This window comes from Serratia bockelmannii (assembly GCF_051803255.1).
Classification (GTDB): domain Bacteria; phylum Pseudomonadota; class Gammaproteobacteria; order Enterobacterales; family Enterobacteriaceae; genus Serratia; species Serratia bockelmannii.
This window is the reverse complement of record NZ_CP196512.1, coordinates 1,148,473-1,169,523: the sequence shown is the minus strand read 5'-3', so window position 1 is coordinate 1,169,523 and position 21,051 is coordinate 1,148,473. Positions and strand designations below refer to the sequence as shown.

24 protein-coding genes and 1 tRNA gene are annotated in these 21,051 nt (G+C 59.5%); 14 read left to right on the top strand and 11 right to left on the bottom strand.

Translation table 11 applies throughout. The annotated features are described in order from the left end of the window. Positions 1-133: 133 nt before the first annotated feature. The 6 genes from ACSJLU_RS05535 (at position 134) to ACSJLU_RS05510 (ending at position 6,051) form a co-directional block, all read left to right on the top strand. On the top strand, positions 134-1,297 hold the full coding sequence (locus tag ACSJLU_RS05535) for a M20 peptidase aminoacylase family protein (RefSeq protein ID WP_043135741.1): 1,164 nt from the start codon (positions 134-136) through the stop codon (positions 1,295-1,297). 189 nt (positions 1,298-1,486) lie between these two features. Next, positions 1,487-2,812: an LLM class flavin-dependent oxidoreductase gene (locus ACSJLU_RS05530; protein ID WP_164063576.1), complete on the top strand. Its 1,326-nt coding sequence runs from the start codon at positions 1,487-1,489 to the stop codon at positions 2,810-2,812. Positions 2,813-2,838: 26 nt separating this feature from the next. Beyond that, on the top strand, positions 2,839-3,759 hold the full coding sequence (locus ACSJLU_RS05525; protein WP_025301827.1) for an ABC transporter substrate-binding protein: 921 nt from the start codon (positions 2,839-2,841) through the stop codon (positions 3,757-3,759). A gap of 9 nt (positions 3,760-3,768) precedes the next feature. After that, complete coding sequence (locus ACSJLU_RS05520; RefSeq protein WP_025301826.1) at positions 3,769-4,296, top strand: GNAT family N-acetyltransferase; 528 nt, start codon at positions 3,769-3,771, stop codon at positions 4,294-4,296. A 30-nt stretch (positions 4,297-4,326) separates the two neighbouring features. After that, positions 4,327-5,214, top strand: coding sequence for an amino acid ABC transporter permease (locus ACSJLU_RS05515; protein WP_019454099.1), 888 nt, complete (start codon positions 4,327-4,329; stop codon positions 5,212-5,214). Between the two features lie 9 nt (positions 5,215-5,223). Beyond that, entirely contained in the window at positions 5,224-6,051 is an 828-nt protein-coding gene (locus ACSJLU_RS05510; protein ID WP_025301825.1) for an amino acid ABC transporter ATP-binding protein, read from the top strand. Positions 6,052-6,087: 36 nt separating this feature from the next. On the opposite strand, the gene ACSJLU_RS05505 is transcribed toward ACSJLU_RS05510, so the two are convergent. Then, complete coding sequence (locus ACSJLU_RS05505) at positions 6,088-6,597, bottom strand: VOC family protein (protein WP_043135732.1); 510 nt, start codon at positions 6,595-6,597, stop codon at positions 6,088-6,090. A gap of 166 nt (positions 6,598-6,763) precedes the next feature. On the opposite strand from ACSJLU_RS05505, the gene ACSJLU_RS05500 reads away from it, so the two are divergent. Together ACSJLU_RS05500 and ACSJLU_RS05495 are read left to right on the top strand one after the other, a co-directional pair. Next, positions 6,764-7,243 (top strand): cold-shock protein, encoded by a 480-nt coding sequence (locus ACSJLU_RS05500; RefSeq protein ID WP_025301823.1) that lies wholly within the window; start codon positions 6,764-6,766, stop codon positions 7,241-7,243. 81 nt (positions 7,244-7,324) lie between these two features. Continuing rightward, entirely contained in the window at positions 7,325-7,486 is a 162-nt protein-coding gene (locus ACSJLU_RS05495; RefSeq protein WP_015376921.1) for a YnfU family zinc-binding protein, read from the top strand. A gap of 6 nt (positions 7,487-7,492) precedes the next feature. Here the strand turns inward: ACSJLU_RS05495 and ACSJLU_RS05490 are convergent, their stop codons facing one another. The 8 genes from ACSJLU_RS05490 to ACSJLU_RS05455 all read right to left on the bottom strand — a co-directional run bounded on the left by ACSJLU_RS05490 (position 7,493) and on the right by ACSJLU_RS05455 (position 13,497). Further along, complete coding sequence (locus ACSJLU_RS05490) at positions 7,493-8,941, bottom strand: GGDEF domain-containing protein (protein ID WP_038628979.1); 1,449 nt, start codon at positions 8,939-8,941, stop codon at positions 7,493-7,495. Positions 8,942-9,571: 630 nt separating this feature from the next. Then, on the bottom strand, positions 9,572-10,123 hold the full coding sequence (locus ACSJLU_RS05485; protein WP_004940045.1) for a flavodoxin family protein: 552 nt from the start codon (positions 10,121-10,123) through the stop codon (positions 9,572-9,574). 327 nt (positions 10,124-10,450) lie between these two features. Next, positions 10,451-11,983, bottom strand: a complete 1,533-nt coding sequence (locus ACSJLU_RS05480; RefSeq protein ID WP_311271925.1) for a glycosyltransferase family 39 protein — start codon at positions 11,981-11,983, stop codon at positions 10,451-10,453. Between the two features lie 125 nt (positions 11,984-12,108). Further along, positions 12,109-12,252 carry a hypothetical protein gene (locus ACSJLU_RS05475; protein WP_016928795.1) on the bottom strand — a complete coding sequence of 48 codons (144 nt, stop codon included), beginning with the start codon at positions 12,250-12,252 and terminating at the stop codon, positions 12,109-12,111. Positions 12,253-12,361: 109 nt separating this feature from the next. Then, positions 12,362-12,688 (bottom strand): gamma-glutamylcyclotransferase family protein, encoded by a 327-nt coding sequence (locus ACSJLU_RS05470; RefSeq protein ID WP_025301820.1) that lies wholly within the window; start codon positions 12,686-12,688, stop codon positions 12,362-12,364. 133 nt (positions 12,689-12,821) lie between these two features. Continuing rightward, positions 12,822-12,898: transfer RNA gene (locus ACSJLU_RS05465), tRNA-Arg, on the bottom strand. Positions 12,899-12,994: 96 nt separating this feature from the next. Beyond that, complete coding sequence (locus ACSJLU_RS05460; protein WP_043135724.1) at positions 12,995-13,291, bottom strand: hypothetical protein; 297 nt, start codon at positions 13,289-13,291, stop codon at positions 12,995-12,997. Continuing rightward, positions 13,288-13,497: a hypothetical protein gene (locus ACSJLU_RS05455; RefSeq protein ID WP_025301819.1), complete on the bottom strand. Its 210-nt coding sequence runs from the start codon at positions 13,495-13,497 to the stop codon at positions 13,288-13,290. The genes ACSJLU_RS05460 and ACSJLU_RS05455 overlap by 4 nt, the downstream gene beginning before the upstream one ends. Before the next feature lie 205 nt (positions 13,498-13,702). Between ACSJLU_RS05455 and folD the strand changes: the two genes are divergently transcribed. Together folD and ybcJ are read left to right on the top strand one after the other, a co-directional pair. Then, positions 13,703-14,569: a bifunctional methylenetetrahydrofolate dehydrogenase/methenyltetrahydrofolate cyclohydrolase FolD gene (gene folD / locus ACSJLU_RS05450; RefSeq protein WP_016928798.1), complete on the top strand. Its 867-nt coding sequence runs from the start codon at positions 13,703-13,705 to the stop codon at positions 14,567-14,569. Positions 14,570-14,579: 10 nt separating this feature from the next. Further along, complete coding sequence (ybcJ, locus tag ACSJLU_RS05445) at positions 14,580-14,792, top strand: ribosome-associated protein YbcJ (RefSeq protein ID WP_004940179.1); 213 nt, start codon at positions 14,580-14,582, stop codon at positions 14,790-14,792. Positions 14,793-14,853: 61 nt separating this feature from the next. Here ybcJ and cysS read toward each other — a convergent pair whose 3' ends face one another. Continuing rightward, positions 14,854-16,239 carry a cysteine--tRNA ligase gene (cysS, locus tag ACSJLU_RS05440; RefSeq protein ID WP_025301817.1) on the bottom strand — a complete coding sequence of 462 codons (1,386 nt, stop codon included), beginning with the start codon at positions 16,237-16,239 and terminating at the stop codon, positions 14,854-14,856. Between the two features lie 308 nt (positions 16,240-16,547). On the opposite strand from cysS, the gene ppiB reads away from it, so the two are divergent. The 4 genes from ppiB (at position 16,548) to purK (ending at position 19,513) form a co-directional block, all read left to right on the top strand. Continuing rightward, positions 16,548-17,042 (top strand): peptidylprolyl isomerase B, encoded by a 495-nt coding sequence (gene ppiB, locus ACSJLU_RS05435; RefSeq protein ID WP_025301816.1) that lies wholly within the window; start codon positions 16,548-16,550, stop codon positions 17,040-17,042. A 10-nt stretch (positions 17,043-17,052) separates the two neighbouring features. Further along, complete coding sequence (locus ACSJLU_RS05430; RefSeq protein ID WP_060432577.1) at positions 17,053-17,775, top strand: UDP-2,3-diacylglucosamine diphosphatase; 723 nt, start codon at positions 17,053-17,055, stop codon at positions 17,773-17,775. A 149-nt stretch (positions 17,776-17,924) separates the two neighbouring features. Continuing rightward, positions 17,925-18,449 (top strand): 5-(carboxyamino)imidazole ribonucleotide mutase, encoded by a 525-nt coding sequence (purE, locus tag ACSJLU_RS05425; RefSeq protein ID WP_025301815.1) that lies wholly within the window; start codon positions 17,925-17,927, stop codon positions 18,447-18,449. Beyond that, the gene (gene purK, locus ACSJLU_RS05420; protein WP_151429010.1) at positions 18,446-19,513 is read left to right on the top strand and encodes a 5-(carboxyamino)imidazole ribonucleotide synthase; all 1,068 of its coding nucleotides are present in this window, start codon (positions 18,446-18,448) and stop codon (positions 19,511-19,513) included. Before purE ends, purK begins: the two co-directional genes overlap by 4 nt. 63 nt (positions 19,514-19,576) lie before the next feature. Here purK and ACSJLU_RS05415 read toward each other — a convergent pair whose 3' ends face one another. Beyond that, a complete protein-coding gene (locus ACSJLU_RS05415; protein WP_043135713.1) occupies positions 19,577-20,983 on the bottom strand; it encodes a sugar porter family MFS transporter in 1,407 nt (468 codons plus the stop codon). Between the last annotated feature and the right edge of the window lie 68 nt (positions 20,984-21,051).

The window sequence follows — 21,051 nt, the reverse complement described above, 5'->3', positions numbered from 1 at the left end:
AAACTCGCCCGCTTCCCCCAGCGTTGACGCCCCCATGCAGACGCAATCGCTATGAAATATAACCAGATGGTCTTTTTGCTTCGGCGGTCCCTGCACTAGGGTTAGGGTTTATTTCCCACTGTGAGCCAAGCCTATGACCAGCCAATTGGCAGACAAAATCATCGCCTATCGGCGTGAGCTGCACCAAAACCCGGAACTTTCCAATCACGAATTCGCCACCACCGCCCGGCTGACCCGCTGGCTGGAAGAGGCAGGCATCCGTCTGCTGCCGCTGGCGCTGAAAACCGGCGTCGTGGCGGAGATCGGCAGCGGCAAGGGGCCGATTATCGCGCTGCGCGGCGACATTGATGCCCTGCCGATCGACGAAATCGCCGACGTGCCCTTCAGCTCGCAAAACAGCGGCGTAATGCACGCCTGCGGCCACGACTTTCACACCTCGGTGATGCTCGGCGCCGCGCACCTGCTCAAAGCGCGTGAGGCCGAGCTGCCCGGCACGGTGCGCATCTTCTTCCAGCCGGCGGAAGAGACCTTCAACGGCGCCCGGCACCTGATCGACGCCGGCGCGCTGGATAACGTTGCAGCGGTATTTGGCCTGCATAACGCGCCGGAGCTGCCCACCGGCACCTTCGCCACCCGCGCCGGGCCGTTCTACGCCAACGTCGATCGCTTCCAGATCCTCATCACCGGCAAAGGCGCCCACGCCGCCAAACCGGAACAGGGCGTCGATACCATCGTCACCGCCAGCCAGATCGTCGGCGCGCTGCAGACGCTGCCCAGCCGCAGCTTCAGCTCGCTGGAATCGCTGGTGGTGAGCGTGACGCGCATCGAAGGCGGCAATACCTGGAACGTGCTGCCGCAAACCGTGGAGCTGGAAGGCACGGTGCGCACCCACAGCGACGCGGTGCGCCGCCAGGTGCCTGATAAAATTCGCCAGGTGATCGACGGCGTTGCCGCCGCGCTCGGCGCGCAGGCCGAACTCCACTGGCAACCGGGGCCGCCGGCGGTGATCAACGACGCCCATTGGGCGGCGTTCAGCAAAACCGTCGCCGCCGAGGCCGGCTACCGGGTCGAAGAGGCGGAGCTGCAAATGGGGGGTGAAGATTTCGCGCTGTATCTGCATCACGTGCCGGGCGTCTTCGTCAGCATCGGCTCCGCCAGCGAGTTCGGCCTGCATCATCCGCGTTTCAATCCCGATGAACGCGCCCTGTTCCCCGCGGCACAATATTTTACGCTGCTGGCGGAACGCACGCTGCAACAGCTCACTACCGCGCCAGAAAAAGCCCTCAGCAACGCCTGAATAACGTGAAATAGTATTTCCCCGACGCCGCAGATACCGCGCCGGGGATTATTATTTTCGCTCGCCGTGATATTTGCAGTTTTCAACATTTGAATATGCTGTTTTGTTGTTTTACATCCCGTTGCCGCTCATCAATAGTGGACACATCAGACACCGCGCGCCTTTGCGGCGCATGACAGGATAATCACGATGAGCGACAACGCGAATAATCAACGGCAATTACGGCTGGGCGCCATTCTGCACGGCGCATCGGGAAATATGTCCGCCTGGCGCCACCCGGATGCCACCGCCGACGCCAGCATCAACCTCGAATTTAATATCGCCTCGGCGAAAAAAGCCGAACAGGGGAAATTCGATTTCGTCTTCGTCGCCGATGGCTTATATATCAACGAAAAATCCATTCCGCATTTTCTTAATCGTTTCGAACCGCTCACCCTGCTGGCCGCGCTGGCCGCCGCCACCGATAAAATCGGCCTGGTAGGCACCCTTTCCACCTCTTACAGCGATCCGTTCACCGTCGCCCGCCAGTTCGCCAGCCTCGACCACCTGAGCAACGGCCGCGCCGGCTGGAACGTGGTGACGTCGCCGCTGGAAGGCTCGGCCAAAAACTTCTCGCGCGCCGAACACCCGGAACACAGCCTGCGTTACCGCATCGCCGGCGAATTTCTCGACGTCGCCAAAGGGCTGTGGGATTCCTGGGAAGACGATGCCTTTGTGCGCAACAAGGCTAGCGGCGAATTCTTCCGCACCGGCAAGCTACACACCCTCAATCACCAGGGAGAGTTCTTCTCGGTGCAGGGGCCGCTGAACATCGGCCGCACGCCGCAGGGGCGCCCGATCCTGTTCCAGGCCGGCGCCTCCGAAGACGGCAAACGGCTGGCGGCTCAACACGCCGATGCGATCTTCACCCATCACGACACGCTGGAACAAGCGCAGGATTTTTATCAGGACGTGAAGCGGCAGCTGGTGGAACAGGGGCGCGAGCCGGACGACCTGCGCATCTTCCAGGGCGTCAGCGTGATCGTCGGCGACGACGACGCGGACGTCGAGCGCCAGTACCAGGAGACCGCCCGCCTGGTCAGCATTGAGAACGCCCTCAACTATCTTGGCCGCTACTTCGAGCATTACGACTTTTCCCGCCATCCGCTGGACGCCCCCTTCCCGGACATCGGCGATCTGGGGCAAAACAGCTTCCGCAGCACTACCGACGCCATCAAGCTCAGCGCCCGCGAACGTAACCTCACGCTGCGCCAGGTGGCGCTGGAAGCCGCCTCGCCGCGCCCGGTGTTCAGCGGCACGCCGGAAGCGGTGGCGGACGGTCTGCAACGCTGGTTCGACGGTGAAGCCGCCGACGGTTTCATCATCAGCGGCGGTACGCCCAGCGCCTTCGGCCACTTCGTCGATCGGGTGGTACCCATCCTGCAACAGCGTGGCCTGTTCCGTCAGGCGTACCACGGCGATACGCTGCGCGAGCACCTGGGCCTGAAGCGCCCGTTGAACAGATTCACCCAATAATAAGATCGTTTTCAGGGATATCCGCTATGCAGAAAACCGTTACCGCCGCCCTCGTGGCGGCCTTGCTGAGCCTGACCGGCGCCGCGCAGGCGGGCACCGGCATCGATTTACAGGCCAATGAAATCCCGATCCACGCGCCGAAAAACCCGCAGGCGATCGCCAAACTGCCGGCCGATTTCCACTTCGTGAAGCCGGGCCAATTCACCGTTGCAATCGCCGCGCTCAACACGCCGCCGCTGGCGCTGTTCGCCGCCGATAACCGGCGGCTGATCGGCAGCGAAGTGGATATCGCGCAGCTGGTGGCCGACAGCCTGGGGCTTGAATTAAACGTGGTGCAAACCTCGTGGGAAGACTGGCCGCTGGGGGTGGTTTCCGGCAAATATGACGCAGCCATCACCAACGTCACCGTCACCAAAGAGCGCAAAACCCGCTTCGACTTTGCCACCTACCGCATCGATTCGCTCGGCTTTTACGTCAAAACCGGCGGCAAGATCGCGACGATCAAACAGCCTGCCGATATCGCCGGATTAAAGATCATCGTTGGCTCCGGCACCAATCAGGAAGCAATTTTGCTGGCGTGGGACAAACAGAACCGGCAGCAGGGGCTCAAACCCTTCCAGCCGATCTACGTGACCGACGATGCGGCCGCCACGCTGGCGATCCAGTCCGGCCGCGCCGACGCCTACTTCGGGCCGAACGTGCTGGGCGCCTATAAAGCGGCGCTGAACGGCCGCACCCGGCTGGCGGGCACGGTGGAAGGCGGTTGGCCCAAGGCGGCACACATCGCCGTCACCACCCGTAAAGGCAACGGCCTGGTGCAGGCGGTGAACGAAGCGCTGAACGGCACGATCCGCGGCGGGCAGTACGATCGGGTGCTCAACCGCTGGGGCGAGAGCGTCGAACGCCTTGCGCAGTCGGAAATCAACCCGCCCGGCCTGGGCGATTAGGAGCGCGCGATGACGCAAGACACTTTCATTCAGACGCTGCCGACCGACCCACTGATCGCCCCGGTGATCGAGGGGCTGTTCGGCGAATATCGCCAGCGTTACGGCGACTATTTTGGTGACCAGGAACCGGAAGCGCTGGATCTGTACGCGCCGCCGCAAGGGGCCTTCATCGTGCTGCTGCGCGCCGGTGCGCCGATTGCCATGGGCGCCTTCAAACGCTATGACGCACAGACCGCCGAGCTGAAGCGCATCTGGACGCGAGGCGATCTGCGCCGCCAGGGCCTGGCACAGCGGGTGTTGCAGCAGTTGGAAACGCTGGCGTTGGCGCAAGGATATCGCCAGCTCTATCTGACCACCGGCTTTCGCCAGCCCGAAGCGGTGGGCCTGTATCTGAACAACGGGTATCAGCCGCAGTTCGATCCCACCGTCGACAGCGAGGTTTACAGCCGCCCGCCCTACGATGGCCGCCTGCCGTTCCGCAAAAGCCTGATTGCAGAGGATGCGTGTTGTTGCGCGTCGGAAAGGAAAATCGCCTAAGGCCCCTTTATCTGTATCAGGAGACATGACATGTCCAAACAAGAAGTCTTGAAAGTGGTGCCCGCCCGCTATCCGCTGCGGCTGATCGGCGCGCTGTTTTCGCTGTTTATTCTGGCCGCCATCGTACAATCGGTGGCGGGTAACGCGCGCTGGGAATGGGGCGTGTTCGCCGAGTGGTTCTTCGCGCCGGCGGTACTGGCGGGGCTGGGGCAAACCCTGCTGCTGACGCTGCTCGGTACGCTGTTCAGCATCCTGTTCGGCACCCTGTTGGCGCTGGCGCGCCTGTCGCGCTCCTACCTGCTGGCGTCGCTGGCCTGGGGCTATATCTGGCTGTTTCGCTCTCTGCCGCTGATCCTGGTGCTGATCATTCTGTACAACTTCTCCTATCTGTATGACGCCATCTCGCTGGGCATTCCCTTCACCTCCGTGGTGTTCGCCAGCTTTCCCACCATCGACATTCTCGGCCAGTTCGCCGTGGCGGTGCTGGGCCTGACGCTGGTGCAGTCCGCCTACACCGCCGAGATCATCCGCGGCGGCATCCTGGGCGTGGATTACGGCCAGCACGAGGCGGCGGCGGCGCTGGGCCTGCCGGGCTATCGTCGCACCTTCCGTATCATTCTGCCGCAGGCACTGCGCTCCATTATTCCGACCGGCTTCAACGAGATCATCAGCCTGGCGAAAGGCACCTCAATCGTTTACGTGCTGGCGCTGCCGGAGCTGTTTTACACCATTCAGGTTATCTATAACCGCACCCAGCAGGTGATACCGCTGCTGATGGTCGCCACCGTCTGGTACCTGTTCATCACCACCGCGCTGTCGGTGATCCAATACTATATCGAGCGCTATTTCGCCCGGGGCGCGGTGCGCGAACTGCCGCCGACGCCCTGGCAGAAACTGGCCGGCTGGCTAAAACGTTAGGAGACCCACATGTCTGAAGCCATTGATTATTATGCCTTGCCCGAGCAGCCGGTACGCAATCTCACCCCGGTGCCGGCACGCGGCCTGATCGAAATCAGCAACGTCAGCAAGTTCTTCGGCAAACACAAGGCGCTGGACGACGTCAGCCTGACGCTGCAGCCGGGCACCGTTACCGTGATCCTCGGCCCTTCCGGCTCCGGCAAATCGACGCTGCTGCGGGCGATCAACCACCTGGAGCGCGTCGACGAGGGCTTTATCCGCATCGACGGCGACTACGTCGGCTACCGCCGCAAGGGCAACCGGCTGTACGAGCTGAAGGAAAAGGCCATCCTCCGGCAGCGCATCAACGTCGGCTATGTGTTCCAGAATTTCAATCTGTTCCCGCACCTGACGGTGCTGGAAAACATCATCGAAGCGCCGGTGGTGCACAAAATTCACTCCCGTGAGCGGGCTAAGGCGGTCGCCTATGAGCTGCTGGATACCGTCGGACTGCGCCACAAGGCGGATGCCTACCCGCGCCACCTCTCCGGCGGCCAACAGCAGCGCATCGCCATCGCGCGCGCGCTGGCGCTGAACCCGAAGGTAATCCTGTTCGATGAGCCGACCTCCGCGCTCGATCCCGAGCTGGTCGGCGAAGTGCTGGACGTGATTAAAGGGTTGGCGGATCTGGGTGTCACGCTGGTGGTGGTCACGCATGAAATCGGCTTTGCGCGCGAAGCGGCGGATCGGGTGGTGTTTATGGTCGACGGGCAGATCGTCGAACAGGGCGACGCCAGGCAGGTGCTGTCCCAACCGCAGCATCCGCGCACCGTTAACTTCCTCAACAAAGTGCTGTGATCGTCGGGGCGCCGTGGCGCCCCGCACCTGAGCCGCTTATAGGCCGGCGAAACGCCGCTTCTCGGCGGCGAAATCCAGCGGGCGGATCCCCTGCTGGTTTTTATCCTCGTCGGTCAGCAACGCCGGCGGAATAAACCAGGTCACCTCGAACAGCAGTCCGTCCGGATCGTGACCATAAATGCTTTTGTGCACGCCATGATCCTCTTCCAGCCCGAGAATACCGCGTTCGGCCAACTGGTGACGAATGCGCTCCAGCTCTTCCAGACTGTCCACCTCCCAGGCCAGATGGTACAGCCCGGCCGGTGGCTCATGCTCCGCCGGCGGCTCGTTGTTGGCGCGAAACACCCCGGCGCGCTGCTGGCCCAGATTCTTGCTGAACAGCGCCAAATCGTGATCGTTTTCCGAATCGGCGGCCTGGGTAAATACCGCGCGATCGGGGCTGTCGGACGGCTTCAGCTTGAAGCCCAAGACCTGATGATAAAAGTCGGCGCTCTGCCGCACATCGCTGACATACAGCACGGCGTGATTGAGACGTTTGATGCCCATCGATATTCCTTTTTCGCATTGAATGAAGTCAGCATGAACATAGCATGTGGCCAGGAAGCCGCTAAATGCCGTTATCGCATGACTAAATGCCGCCCGCGCAATCTGTCGCTGCAAGGCATTCCGCGCTATCATAAGCGCTGTATTGAACCCTTTTGTGAGAATAGCGATGAACGGCAAGATAACGACTTTTTTTGAAGACAAAGGCTTCGGCTTTATTACCGACGAGAACGGAGAAAATCGTTATTTTCACGTGATTAAAGTGCAGAATCCGGAGCTGATTAAGAAAAACGCGGCGGTCACCTTCGAGCCAACCAACAACACCAAAGGCCCGTCGGCTTATGCGGTAAAAGTGTTGGCGCCCAGCAAATACATCATCATCGCCAATGAAAGAATCAAGATCACCAGCATCAAGTCTTTTAATACCTTCACCAAGGAAGTGCCGGTCAAAGCCGACGTGGATAAAGAGAACACCGTGCTGTCGGTCGGCCTGCTGATGAACCGCATTCGCCCACAGTCCGAAGATCAGGCGCAGACCATGCAAACGCTGCGCATGCTGACCATTACCACCTTCCAGAACACCACCCATACCTTCTCCGAGCACGAGATCGATATGGATGAAACCATCAAGGCGCTGAAAAGCCTGTAAATATCTGCGTACGGAAAATAACCAACGAAATTTGTCGTTGCCTGTGTTAGCGTGAGTTTTCACCTGACACAGGCTATTGATATGTCCGATTCCAGCAGCGTCAAAGGTTTTATCAACCGCTCCACCCAAATCGTCTGCCCTAAATGCGGCTATGTTACCCGGCAAAAATGCGCAGCAATGCTGCAAGATGTGATACTGATTTGCCCTAATTGCGAAACCCGCTTCGAGCCCAGGCAAGGCTGAAAACGGTTAACGGAACAGGATATGCTCGACGCTGTTGCCGTTGATCACGTTGAACGACTCCACCCGATTACGCCCCTGCGATTTGGCGCGATACAGCGCGATATCCGCCATATTCATCAGCTGTTCCAACGATTTCACCTCATTCATCGCCAGGCTGGCGACGCCGACGCTGATGGTGATTTTCAACGTCTGCTTGCCTTCCGCCTGCAGCTCCGTCTGCTCCACCAGCCGGCGCAAATGTTCCCCCAGCGCCACGCCCTGCGCCGCCAGCGCGCGCGGCAGCATGATAGCAAACTCTTCCCCGCCCAAGCGGCCGAACAGCTGATCGTGACGCAGCTCGCGCCGCACGATGTGCGCGAACGACGCCAAAACCTGATCGCCGGCGCTGTGGCCGTGCGTATCGTTGATCTGCTTGAAATGATCAATGTCGATCAGCAGCAGCGACACCGCCTCTTTGGAACGGTGTTTATGCTCCAGCAACTCGCCCGCTTTGCGGGTCATCGCGCTGCGCGCCAGCACCCCGGTCAGAAAATCGTGGTTGGCACTGTGCTCCAGACGTCGCATCAGCTTGCGGTTGGCGGCGATGGAGCTGGCGAGGATCAGCGGCCCCATCACCAGCATGGCGATGCCCAATCGGGCGGACATCAGGGTATCGAGGAAGGCGTTGTGGTTGTTCGGCGTTTCATAAAGCACCAGGTTGGCAGAAATGCTGCTGATCTCGGTCATGCCGGTCAACAACGTCAGCAACGTCACGGGGAACAGCGGGTAGCGTACCGCGCACCACAGCAGCGCCGGGATCGGGAAGGCGATGGCGCCCGGCCCGCCGATATAGACGCTGAACGCCAGCGACAGCAGCAACGCCAGCAACGGCAGGCAGCCTTTCAGGCGCCAACGTACCTGCATGCGCAGCAGTTGCTTCAGCCGCGGCGCCGCCATCAGCACCGGCAACAGCAGCAAGGTCGTCGAGAATTGCTCACTGAACCAAGCCAGCCAGGCGATCACCACCGTGTTGTTATAGAGGCTATCATTACGCAGCACCGACAGCGTCGACGCCACCGCCGCGCCGGCCAAACTGGCGCTGAACATATAGAGTATCGCCTGGGGCTTGCCCATGCGCCGTTGAGATTGTGGCAGCATCAGCATGATGCCGTAACCGACGGCGATCAGCGACATGTTGCAGGCGTTCAGCCACAGCGCCAGAGACCAACCTTCGCCGGTGCTGAGATCGGCGGCGACCATGCCCAGATAGGTGGTAAGCCAGCCGAGCGGCGTGCCGTAAATGGGTTTGCGCAGCAGCAGACCGAGCAGAATCGCATTCACTGGCCAAAATAAGGAAAGCGAGCCAATCGGCCGGCTAAGAATACCCACCAGGGAAAGCAAAAAAGCCAGCATGAAAAGATTGATCAGCTGAACCGTTAGCGGCAGGCCATGCCTGGCGTTTATTCTGGCGTTCATCGCCTTGCCCATATTTTGCTAATAACCAGAATAATAATGTGCATACTCTCTCGCCCGGCCAGTGAGGGATAGTCAACCCGGATTTCAACCAAAAAAGCCAGACAAATCAATAATAAAAAACGTTAACATTTAATTAACAGACTTTTCTTAGCCCCGTTCGGCTGCGGCGGGCACACCCGCGTAGCGTCAGCAAATAATGGCTACTCTGCTGTCAGCATAGCGCATAGCGTAATAGGTCGCCGACGGCGTCAATTACATTAATAAGCTTGTGGTTATTGGTCGTTGAATGATGTTTGAATAACTGCGCGATTATTTTCCTGCAACTGGGCCGCCCGTGCAATAACAACCCAAAAAAAGCCCGCATGAAGCGGGCTTGCTTGAACAACAGCAAATCGACAGTTACAACACGGCCATGCCTTGCATGCCCGTGTTGCCACGCAGTATAGCGGTGAAAGCTTAAGCAGACCTTAGCAACAAAAAACCCGGCCTAGGAACCGGGAATATTTGTACGAAATGCAGTGTTAGCCCAAGCAGGCTAATAACATTTCGCAGCCTACACGCCAATTGTGCAGAGAAAATGAACGCGGCATCCGTTCAACCGCACCGCCACCCCATCTACACGGCAAGGCCTTACGCCAGTTTGGCGGCAAAGCCCGCTACGCGCTGGCCATAGAGCTTGGCGGTCGCCAGATCGCCCGACAGCATCTCATCCACGCCGGCATCCGCCGGGGTCTGCACCAGCAGCCCCACCGAACCGCCCAGGTTATTGACGTCGGTACGCTGCGCCGATTTGGTGTTGGCCGGCAGCAGCCCCAGACTGACCCACAGGCCGCCATGTTGCGAAGCCAGCGTCTGCAGCGCGATCAACGTGACCTGCTTGTCGCCGTTCAGGCTGGCGCTGTTGGTAAAGCCGCCGAACACTTTGTCCTGCCACTTGCGGCCGAACCAGGCTTTGGAGCTCGCGTCGGCGAATTTCTTGAACTGCCAGGACGGGCCGCCCATATAGGTCGGCGAGCCAAAGATGATGGCGTCCGCCTCATCCAACGTCTGCCAGGCTTCGTCGCTGATGTCACCGTTCTGATCGATGGCGATCAGTTCCGCCCCCGCACCTTCCGCCACGACTTTCGCCAAACGCTCGGTATGGCCGTAGCCGGAATGAAACACCACTACTGTCTTCGCCATAGAAATTCTCCACTCATTGCACAAAGGCACCGACGGCGCCCCCTCTCGCGTTCAATCTAATCAAGCGCGCAGCGGCTGAATACCGAATAAAACTGACGGTGTTATTCAAAAAAATCGCGTTACGCACCGCCGGGTATGCGCAGATAAAAAAAATCCCGCACAAGGCGGGATAAACTTAACAGGGATGGGGTAATACACTACAGGGAATGGATAACACACAACATCATCGGGTAGAGCTACAGTACCAATCCCAATGTATAGAACTGTCATCCCCGCGTAAGTTTGCTCGGCCAGATGTAACGCCGAATGGGAAATATGACATTTTGCTCAACGCACCACGAACAGGCGCGATTCGAAACCGCCGCTCTTGAAGGTGCCGGTATTGACCCACCCTGTCGGCGAACGGCCGAAGTCCTGATTGAAATCCCCGCCGCTGACCAGCCAGACCCGGCGATGGCCTTTCGATAAAACGCTGAGCTTATCGACATAGGTCTGCGCCGCTCGATCGTGGAAAAAGGTACCGAAGCCATAGGCATTGGGCTTGCCCGAAATGCCGTTGGGCCTGGCCGGGGTATACAACAGGGCGCGATAGCCCTGCTTGTTGTAATACACGTAGCTCAGGTAGTTGAACATGTTGCTGACCACCACCGCATCGTTAGGCTGATAGTGGCTGTTGATGTAGTGCACCATCACTTTGAACTCATCTTTCTCGACCGGGTAGTCGTTACGCACGCCGCAGCCGAACAGCAAACTGAAGAACAGCAGCAAAGAAATCCCGCGCACCCGGCTTTTCGTGCCGGCGATCAGCACGCCCAACACCAGCGGAATGCCCAGCGCGGCCGAATAGAGGTAGCGATCGACAAACAGCGGCGAGCGCCAGGAAATGGCGAATACCAACGTCACCGGGATCAGAATGCCGCCGAGCAGCAGCAGCGAGAATGTTCTCGGCGTCTCCCGCCGCCACAGTAGCAATGAACATAAGGCGATAAACATCGCCGGCAGCAGCCAGAGAATGACCGTCGGATAATTGCTGCCATCATGCCCAGTGAGAAAACGCCAATACATCGCCGGCAGATCGCCCCAGGAAACCTGAGGGATCCAACCGACGTCGCCGCCGACCCGCAGCTCGGCGATATGCGCCAGCAGATTGAACAGCACCAGCAGCCAGGGAATGTAGGCCACCCCGATCGCCACATTGGCCAGCCACCACGCCGGCTGCTTGATGTAACGTACGCCTTCGCGGCGGCACGACAGCGCCAGCAGCACCAGCCAGTGAGCGATCAGCGTAAAAATCGTGAAGTAGTGGGTATAAAAGCTCAGCGTCATCAACAGCGCATACAGCGCCAGATAGCGGCGGTTATCCGGTGTTTTCAGCCATTTCGCCAGCACCATGGCGGCGGCGATCGCCAGCATCCCCATCAGCGCGTACATGCGCGCCTCCTGGCTGTAACGCACCGCCATCGGCATGATTGCCATCAGCCACCCCGCTATCAGCGCCGCCCGCTCATTGGTCAACCAACGGGTAAAACGCATCGCCAGCGCCACCGTCATTACGCCGAACACCAGGCTCAGCGAGCGGGCCGCCATGATGCCGTCGCCAAACAGCGCCATCCAGCCATGCAGCAACAGGTAATAAAGCGGCGGGTGAACATCGAAAGAAGCGTGGTACAGCAAAGCGCCCACGTCATAGCGGCTGGTCAGTACGCTGGAGGCTTCATCGCACCAAAAATACCGATCTGATAAGGAAATAAATCGCACGATCGCCGAAAACGCCACGATCGCCAACGCGTAATGTTTGTAACCGATGCCCTTTAAGCCGTTGTTGCTCAAAGAAACATTCGATACCTGCTGCAGTGACATAACGGCATTCCGCCCAAGAGAACCACACCGTGTGGAGACGCAGCGTCATCATTGCCGACGGCGGGTAAATGGCGGGTAAATCAGTGCGAAAAAGTCGGTGCAATCACCGCGGCGCCGCACGGCCCTCAGCGGATTTCAACGCTGATATCCGGGTAGGCTTTCTCCCCGTCGCTGAGGTAATGCCCCAACGCCCGGTAAGCCATGACGTACAGCACGGCGGCGGCGCACAGGCACAGCAAGGTCACGAGCAGGAATCTGGATTTGCGCACGATAGGCTCCATGGGGAAATTTTCGCCTATTGTAGCGCGGCAAAATAAACGAAAGTTCAATTGCCGGCGGGTCAAGCGCCTCGCACTCACTCGGCGAGGCGGCTTCATCTCATTTCTTCAACATGTAGATAAACGAATCGACGGTTTCGCCGCCGGCGGTGGAGACGCTGACCGCCACCCGTTCATACCCCTCACCTTCGAACGCATCGATAGTCGGCCAGTGGTTGACGAGATTAGCTGAACGGAACAGAAAACCGTTCACGCGATTGCCGCTGTTATCCAACACGATGCCTGGGTAGCCCATCTCGGCGCCCCAGCCTTCGTTAAGCAGCGATCCGCCGACGCTGCCTTCTTCCCAGCTGCCGCCGATGGCTTCCATAATGTGCGCGTTGGGTCTGCCCGGCCCCAGGGTGCCGTAAACGAATAAGCTTTGCATGTTGCTCTCTGCCACTGACTAAAAGTTAGCGAACGAACATAGCATGGCGCTCAATGGCGAGCCAACGAGAGTATGGATTACGCAGTCGAATTTTTGAGGGAACAAGTCGGGGGGAAGAAAATCAAGGAAGTAATGGCACGCCCTATAGGATTCGAACCTATGACCTACGGCTTAGAAGGCCGTTGCTCTATCCAACTGAGCTAAGGGCGCATTGAGATGCGGCAACCTGTGGTTGCGGGTTGCGATTATACGGTCAGAGGTTAGCGAGTCAATGCCTTTTCATGACGTTACGGCGGCGACGGCGCTTTATGGCGTTTTTTCCGCCAGCGCCCGCGCTATGTTACGGTGCGCCAGGCCGACCGCGGTATCGCCTGGTGTGCGCTCAGCCTCTTGCCGCCCACCGCCCCGCCGCAGACAAAGGCGCGTAGACTGTACCACTGCGGCAATATCCCCCCAATCGGCATGCTCAACCACCTGCATATTGCAGGTCGCTTCCCCCCTTTCCCCCAATGCGGAGTCAGGGCGTGCGCTGTTTAAGGATGCCTGGCTCCACGGCGCCCAAGCCAGCAATAGCGCGCAACCTCCCCATGCGCTGCCGTTCATGCGCACAGCTTCCGCCACAGCGCGCTCAGGCGCGCCCGCCACGACGGCGCTGCCTGGTGCTGGCCGAGCTGATGCAGCGCGGTGAGTTGCGCACTGCCCGCCGGATGCCGTGAAGAATCGAACACCGTCTCCCCTACGTGTTTAGGCTCCGCCGGTTGCTGATCAGGTTGATGATGCAACGGATAAAGCCGGGTTATCGCTCTCATGATCCTGCCCTCTTTCGCCCTGTGTATGGCCCCAGCGTATGCAAATGCAGGTAAAAATGGCGTAGAGGATCCTGAGGCCGATATAAAAAAAGCGTAAATCGCCGTCGGCAACGGCGGCGAGGGTGATTCTGCGCCTGACAGCGCGCTCAGCTTCTGCCAGAATAGCGGCATCCCCGCTTTTCTTAATTGATGGATTTCCACACTGATGTCAGCAAAGATTATTGATGGTAAAACGATTGCGCAGCAGGTTAGAAACGAAGTGGCTGAGCAAGTGAAACAACGTCTGGCGGCCGGCAAGCGCGCCCCAGGGCTGGCGGTTGTGTTGGTCGGCGAGAATCCGGCTTCGCAAATTTACGTCGCCAGCAAGCGCCGCGCCTGCGATGAAGTCGGCTTCCTTTCCCGCTCCTACGACCTGCCCGCTGCCACCAGTGAAGCCGAGCTGCTGGCGTTGATCGACCAGCTGAACGCCGACGCAGAAATCGACGGCATTCTGGTGCAGCTGCCGCTGCCGGCCGGCATCGATAACGTCAAGGTGCTGGAACGCATCCACCCGGACAAAGACGTCGACGGCTTCCACCCGTACAACGTCGGCCGCCTGTGCCAGCGCGCGCCTAAGCTGCGACCGTGCACGCCGCGCGGCATCGTTACCCTACTGGAGCGTTATAACATCGATACCTACGGCCTGAATGCCGTGGTGGTCGGCGCGTCCAACATCGTCGGTCGCCCGATGAGCATGGAGCTGCTGCTGGCCGGCTGCACCACCACCGTCACCCACCGCTTCACCAAGAATCTGCGTCATCACGTCGAGAACGCCGATCTGCTGGTGGTGGCGGTCGGCAAACCGGGCTTCATTCCGGGCGACTGGATCAAACCGGGCGCCATCGTGGTGGACGTCGGCATCAACCGCTTGGAAAGCGGTAAAGTGGTGGGCGACGTCGATTTCGACGCCGCCAGCGAGCGCGCCGCCTACATCACCCCGGTGCCGGGTGGCGTTGGCCCGATGACCGTTGCTACACTGATCCAAAATACCTTGCAGGCCTGCGAGGAATATCACGACGTTCAACCTAAATAAGTAAGGCAGTATGGAAATTTTCAATCTGGACAATCATCCCCACGTCGAACTGTGCGATCTGCTGAAGTTCCAGGGCTGGTGTGAAAGCGGCGGCGCCGCCAAAGAAGTGATCGCCGAAGGGCGGGTGAAAGTCGACGGCAAGGTCGAAACCCGCAAACGCTGCAAGATCGTCGCCGATCAGGTAGTGGAGTTCAACGGCGGCAAGGTCATGGTTAAACCCTAACCCGCAGCCATAGAAAAAGGCGCTGAATTCAGCGCCTTTTTTGTTTTTCCCTGCGGCCGGATTACTTACGGCGCCAGGTGGTGCCCTGCGGGCCGTCTTCCAGCACGATGTTCATCTCGTTCAACCGATCGCGAGCGGCATCCGCCAGCGCCCAATCCTTCGCGGCGCGCGCTTCGTTACGCTGTTTGATCAGCGCTTCAATCTCCGCCACTTCGCCGTCGTCAACCTGAGCGCCCCCTTGCAGGAACTGCTCCGGCTCCTGCTGCAGCAGGCCGAGCACGTTCGCCAGCTTGCGCAGTTCCGCCGCCATGCCGTTGGCCGCCGCCATGTCTTCACCCTTGAGGCGGTTAACTTCGCGCGCCAGATCGAACAGCGCCGAGTAGGCTTCCGGGGTGTTGAAGTCGTCGTCCATCGCTTCGCGGAAGCGGGCTTCGAACGCTTCGCCGCCGGCCGGTGCGGCGTCGGCATCGGTGCCGCGCAGCGCGGTATAGAGGCGCTCCAGCGCGGTGCGCGCCTGTTTGAGGTTCTCTTCGCTGTAGTTCAGCTGGCTGCGATAGTGGCCGGACATCAGGAAGTAACGCACCGTCTCCGCATCGTAATGGCCGAGCACGTCGCGGATGGTGAAGAAGTTATCCAGCGATTTGGACATCTTCTCTCTGTCGATCATCACCATGCCGGAGTGCATCCAGTAATTGACGTACGGCCCGTCGTGGGCGCAGCTCGACTGTGCGATCTCGTTCTCGTGGTGCGGGAACATCAGATCGGAACCGCCGCCGTGAATGTCAAAGTGGGTGCCCAGCTGCTTGCAGTTCATGGCGGAGCATTCGATGTGCCAGCCTGGACGGCCCGGCCCCCACGGCGACTGCCAGCTCGGCTCGCCCGGCTTGGACATCTTCCACAGCACGAAATCCATCGGGTTGCGCTTCACGTCGTCGATTTCCACGCGCGCGCCGGCCTGCAGCTGATCCAGATCCTGGCGCGACAGCAGCCCGTATTGCGGATCGCTGTCGATGGAGAACATCACGTCGCCGTTGCTGGCCACATAGGCGTGATCGCGATCGATCAGGCGCTGGGTGATCTCGATGATCTCGGCGATATGCTGGGTCGCGCGCGGCTCTTGATCCGGGCGGTCGATCAGCAGCGCGTCGAAGTCGGCGTGCATTTCCGCCAGCATGCGTTCGGTCAGCTGGTCGCAGGTTTCATGATTTTCCGCCGCGCGGCGGATGATTTTGTCGTCCACGTCGGTGACGTTGCGCACGTAGTTCAGCGAATAGCCGAGGTAGCGCAGGTAACGCGCCACCACGTCGAAAGCGACAAAGGTACGACCGTGGCCGATGTGACACAGGTCATAGATGGTTACCCCGCACACGTACATGCCCACTTTCCCGGCATGAATGGGTTTGAATTCCTCTTTTTGACGACTCAGGGTATTAAAAATCTTTAGCATCGGGAGATTCCGTGGTGTGCGTGATAACAAAAAAGATAACCGGGCTTCAGGTTTCCGCCCGGTAGCGTATTGAAACCTGAAGCCTGATCTATTGCAAGGTTAAGGCCATGCTTTGCTGGCTTCACGCGAAGAAAACGCGCAAAATTCGGCGGTCAGCGCAATTGTTATAATATAACATAAACACAATTACCACAGACAGTGCACGGTTGAGCCGCTGCTGACTCGCTAGGGCGGATATGTTATAAGGGCGGTCTGAATGTTCACTCGCTTTACGTGACGTCTCACTTCACCTTGTTAGGATTAAAACTATGGTTACTTTCCACACCAATCACGGCGATATCGTTATCAAGACCTTTGCTGACAAAGCGCCGGTTACCGTTGAAAACTTCCTGAACTACTGCCGCGCCGGTTTCTACGACAACACCATCTTCCACCGTGTGATCAACGGCTTCATGATCCAGGGCGGCGGTTTCGAGCCGGGCATGAACCAGAAAGCGACCAACGCGACTATCAAGAACGAAGCCAACAACGGTCTGAAAAACACCATCGGCACCCTGGCAATGGCACGTACCAACGATCCGCACTCCGCCACCGCACAGTTCTTCATCAACGTGGCTGACAACGACTTCCTGAACTTCCGCGGCGAAAACGCGCAAGGTTGGGGCTACTGCGTGTTTGCAGAAGTGGTTGAAGGCATGGACGTGGTCAACAAGATCAAAGGCGTGAAAACCGGCCGCAGCGGCATGCACCAGGACGTACCGGTAGAAGACGTCGTGATCAACAGCGTGACCGTCAGCGAGTAATCGCGGCTGCATGAGTACGCTGTTCATCGCAGATCTGCACTTGTGCGCACAGGAACCGGCAATCACTGCCGGTTTTCTGCGTTTTTTACGGCGCGAAGCGGTGCACGCCGACGCGCTGTACATCCTCGGCGACCTGTTTGAAGCCTGGATCGGCGACGACGATCCCGAGCCGCTGCATGCGGAGATCGCCGCGGCGCTGAAAGCGCTGCAACAGGCCGGTGTGCCCTGCTATTTCATCCACGGCAACCGCGATTTTCTGCTCGGCAAACGCTTCGCCCGCGCCAGCGGCATGCAGCTGCTGCCGGAAGAAAAAGTGCTGGAGCTGTACGGCCGCAGGATCCTGATCCTGCACGGCGACACCCTGTGCACTGACGATCAAGCCTATCAGCAATTCCGTCGTAAAGTGCACAACCCGCTGATTCAAAAACTGTTCCTCGCGATGCCGCTGCGCTGGCGACTGAAGATCGCCGCCAAGATGCGCGCCCGCAGCCAGCAATCCAACCAGTACAAGTCGGACGCCATCATGGACGTCAACCCGCAGGCGGTCGAGCAAACCATGCTGCGCCACGACGTGCACTGGATGATCCACGGCCATACCCATCGCCCGGCGGTGCACCGGCTGGCATTGAGCAACGGCGAAGCCCATCGCGCGGTGCTGGGTGCCTGGCACGTCGAAGGATCGATGATCAAAGTCAGCGCCGACGCCGTCGAGCTGATCTCATTCCCATTCTGAATTCCGCACTGGCGCGCGAGTAAAAATTCGCGCTTTCGCCGGTGAAAACCGGCGACGCAACCGTTTTCCTCGCCGTGCGCTCATGGTATGCTCTACGCCCTCATTCGGCCCTCAGCCGACGCCAGAAAAATCACAGGAGCCTTACACCCATGGGAGCCAACGCCGCTTCAGCCGCCACTACCGGGGCTAAAATCGCAATTGTAATGGGATCGAAAAGTGACTGGGCCACCATGCAGTTCGCCGCCGAAGTCCTGACCCAGCTCGATGTCCCCTTCCATGTCGAAGTCGTTTCCGCTCACCGCACGCCGGACAAGCTGTTCAGCTTCGCCGAGCAGGCTGCCGCCAACGGCTTTGACGTGATCATCGCCGGCGCCGGCGGTGCGGCGCACCTGCCGGGCATGCTGGCGGCGAAAACCCTGGTGCCGGTGCTGGGTGTGCCGGTGCAAAGCGCCGCGCTGAGCGGCGTAGACAGCCTGTACTCCATCGTACAGATGCCGCGCGGCATTCCGGTGGGCACGCTGGCGATCGGCAAAGCCGGCGCCGCCAACGCCGGGCTGCTGGCGATGCAGATCCTGGCGCTGCACGACGCCGCGCTGGCGCAGCGTTTGGCGGACTGGCGTCAGGCGCAGACCGAAGACGTCTTGAACCACCCCGATCCGCGGGAGGACGCATGAAGCCGGTTTGCGTACTGGGCAACGGTCAACTGGGGCGCATGCTGCGCCAGGCCGGCGAACCGCTGGGCATCGCCGTCTACCCTGTCGGCATCGATGCCGAACCTGAAGCGGTGCCGTATCAGAACAGCGTCATTACCGCCGAGATCGAACGCTGGCCAGAAACCGCGCTGACGCGCGAGCTGGCGACCCACAGCGCCTTCGTCAACCGTGACATCTTCCCGCGTCTGGCGGATCGCCTGACGCAAAAACAGCTGCTCGACCAGCTCGGCCTGGCGACCGCGCCGTGGCAGCTGCTGGCGAGCGCCGCCGAATGGCCGCAGGTGTTCGCTGCGCTGGGCGAGCTGGCGATCGTCAAACGCCGGGTCGGCGGCTATGACGGCCGCGGCCAATGGCGCTTGCGCCCGGGCCAGGAAGCCGAACTGCCGGCCGACGCCTATGGCGAGTGCATCGTCGAGCAAGGCATCAATTTCTCCGGCGAAGTGTCGCTGGTGGGCGCGCGCGGCCACGACGGCCGTTCGGTATTCTACCCGCTGACCCACAACCTGCATGAAGACGGCATCCTGCGCACCAGCGTGGCGCTGCCGCAGCCCAACCCGGCACTGCAGCAACAGGCCGAGCAGATGCTGGCGGCGATCCTGAACGAGCTGAACTACGTCGGCGTGATGGCGATGGAGTGCTTTATCGTCGGCGATCGGCTGCTGATCAACGAACTGGCGCCGCGCGTGCACAACAGCGGCCACTGGACGCAAAACGGCGCGTCCATCAGCCAGTTCGAATTGCACCTGCGCGCGATTCTCGGCCTGCCGCTGCCGCAGCCGGTGGTGAGCACGCCGTCGGTGATGGTCAACCTGATCGGCACCGCCGTCAACGAACAGTGGCTGTCGCTGCCGCTGGTGCATCTGCACTGGTATGAGAAAGAGGTGCGCCCGGGCCGCAAGGTCGGCCACCTCAATCTGAACGACCCGAGCGCCGCCGATCTGCGCCAGGCGCTGCAGGCGCTGGCACCGCTGCTGCCAGGTGAATACCAAAGCGGGCTGGCCTGGACACAGCAGAAGCTGGCTTAACGGTTTATACCGCCGAAAAGAAGAAGGTTCAGCCCAGGCTGAACCTTTTTTTTGCCGCAAAGATCAACGCGAGCCGATGTTGCGCAACGGTTTGCCGGCCATCAGATTGCGTTCAATATGTTCCAGAGAAATATTTTTCGTTTCCGGGATCAGCGCCAGCGTGATGAAAACAAACAGCACGTTAAGCCCCGCATAGACCCAAAAGGTGTGAGCGCTACCCAACGAATTCAGCATGGTCAGGAATGTCGCCCCCACGATCATATTGGCGATCCAGTTAGTGGCGGTGGAACAGGTGATGCCGAAATCGCGGCCTTTCAATGGCTGGATCTCTGAGCACAGCACCCAAATCAGCGGGCCGGCACTCATGGCAAAGCCGACGATAAACATCAGCAGCATGACGATGGCGAAATATTGCTCCGCCGCCGAGTTCATGCCGATGTTCATCATGGTTCCCAGCGCCCCCATGCCGACGGCCATCACGATAAACCCAAGGATCAAAGTGGGCTTGCGGCCCCAGCGGTCTACCAGCCCAATAGCGATAAAGGTGGCCAGCACGTTGACCAGACCGACGATCACCGTGCCCCACATCTGCTGTTCCGTACTGGCGAAGCCCGCCAGACCGAAAATCTTCGGCGCGTAATACATGGTGACGTTCATCCCGGTGAACTGCTGCATCACCTGAAGAAGAATGCCAAGGAAAACCGCGCGGCGGAAATTTTTATTGCCTTTGAACAACGCCCAACCGCTTTGCTTCAGTTTGAGGCTTTCACGAATTTCATTCAGTTCATACTGCGCCTGGGCACTGCTGTCGCGCAGCTTCTCCAACACCTGACGCGCCTGCTCATGACGATTGCGCGAAGCCAACCACCGCGGGCTGTCAGGTAAAAAGAACACGCCGACCAACAACAGCCCGGCCGGGATGGTGATGACGCCCAACATCCAGCGCCAGGCACCGGTATAGCTGAATGCCGTATCAGACAGGTAAGCGGCCAGAATGCCGATGGTGATCATCAATTGATACATCGAGATCATGCTGCCACGGATTTTCTCCGGCGCGATTTCAGAAAGATAAATCGGCGCGGTATAAGAAGCGATCCCCACCGCCAATCCCAGCAGAATACGTGAAACGATCAACACCTCCACGTTGGGGGCGAACGCAGAACACAGCGATCCCGCCACGAAGAGGATAGCGCCGATCATCAAACTGTATTTGCGCCCCAGCCGGAAGTTCATCCAACCGCTGCCGATAGCGCCGACGGCGGCGCCAAACATCATTGAGCTGACCACCCACTCCTGCTGAGAGCTGGTGATCTGAAAAGTCTCGGTAATAAACGGCAGGGCGCCGGCGATCACGCCGATATCAAGACCGAACAGCAGGCCGGCCAAGGCGGCTAAAAAACAGACGAAAAAAGTCATGCCGACATGAGTCGGGCTTTTCTCCGCCGGTGTCACTTTGACGGTATCGCTCATACAGCCTCCAGGAGAAAACGGTCATCAGTGTGCGACATGATAGGAGGCAATGCGTCGAAGATAAGTGA